The organism is Salinicola halophyticus, assembly GCF_003206695.1.
Taxonomy (GTDB): Bacteria; Pseudomonadota; Gammaproteobacteria; order Pseudomonadales; family Halomonadaceae; genus Salinicola; species Salinicola halophyticus.
This window is the reverse complement of the sequence record NZ_PZJN01000004.1, coordinates 467,696-468,703: the sequence shown is the minus strand read 5'-3', so window position 1 is coordinate 468,703 and position 1,008 is coordinate 467,696. Positions and strand designations below refer to the sequence as shown.

At 65.7% G+C, this 1,008-nt stretch carries 1 protein-coding gene and 1 pseudogene; both read left to right on the top strand.

Annotated features, from left to right (window positions below; translation table 11 throughout):
- Positions 1 to 74: 74 nt before the first annotated feature.
- The gene (locus DOM58_RS07340) at positions 75 to 455 is read left to right on the top strand and encodes an Ig-like domain-containing protein (protein ID WP_425353390.1); all 381 of its coding nucleotides are present in this window, start codon (positions 75 to 77) and stop codon (positions 453 to 455) included.
- 31 nt (positions 456 to 486) lie between these two features.
- Positions 487 to 1,008: pseudogene (locus DOM58_RS17815) on the top strand (Ig-like domain-containing protein); the annotation flags it as partial.

The window sequence follows — 1,008 nt, the reverse complement described above, 5'->3', positions numbered from 1 at the left end:
CCGATACCACTAAAGTCAGCTACACCGTCAGCGATGGCCAAGGCGGCACCGCCACCTCGACGCTGACCGTAACGGTGTCCGGTACCAACGATGCGCCGGTCGCCGTCGCCGATACCCAGACCAACGGCGAGAACGCTACTCTCAATATCGCCGCGGCCCAGGGCGTGTTGGCCAACGACAGCGATGTCGATGACGGCACGCTGAGCGTCAGCGCGATCAACGGCGCGGCGGGCAGCGTGGGGAAGGCCATCACCGGCTCCAACGGCGGCACCTTCACGCTGAACGCGGATGGCTCCTATAGCTTCAATCCGGGTTCGGCTTTCGATCGCCTGGCTGCGGGTCAGACCGAAACCACTAAAGTCAGCTACACCGTCAGCGATGGCCAGGGCGGCACGGCCACCTCGACGCTGACCGTAACGGTGACCGGCACNNGATGCGCCGGTCGCCCGCTTTGATACCGGCAGCACGGGCGAGAACGCTACTCTCAATGTCGCCGCGGTCCAGGGCGTGCTGGCCAACGACAGCGATGTCGATGGCGGCACGCTGAGCGTCAGCGCGGTCAACGGCGCGGCGGGCAGCGTGGGGCGGGCCATCACCGGCTCCAACGGCGGCACCTTCACGCTGAACGCGGATGGCTCCTACAGCTTCAATCCGGGCACGGCGTTCGATCGCCTGGCCGCGGGTCAGACCGATACCACTAAAGTCAGCTACACCGTCAGCGATGGCCAAGGCGGCACCGCCACCTCGACGCTGACCGTAACGGTGACCGGTACCAACGATGCGCCGGTGGCTCAGGCCGCCACGACCACGACAGAAGAGAACGCCGTTCTCAGCGGCCAAGTGCCGGCAGCAAGTGACATCGATGGGACGATCGTCGGTTACGACCTGGCGACGGATGTTGGCACCGGCAACGGTTCGTTGGCGTTCAACGCCGACGGTTCCTACAGCTTCACGCCCGGCACTGACTTCGACGGCCTGGCTACCGGCGAGAGCCGCGACATCACCTTC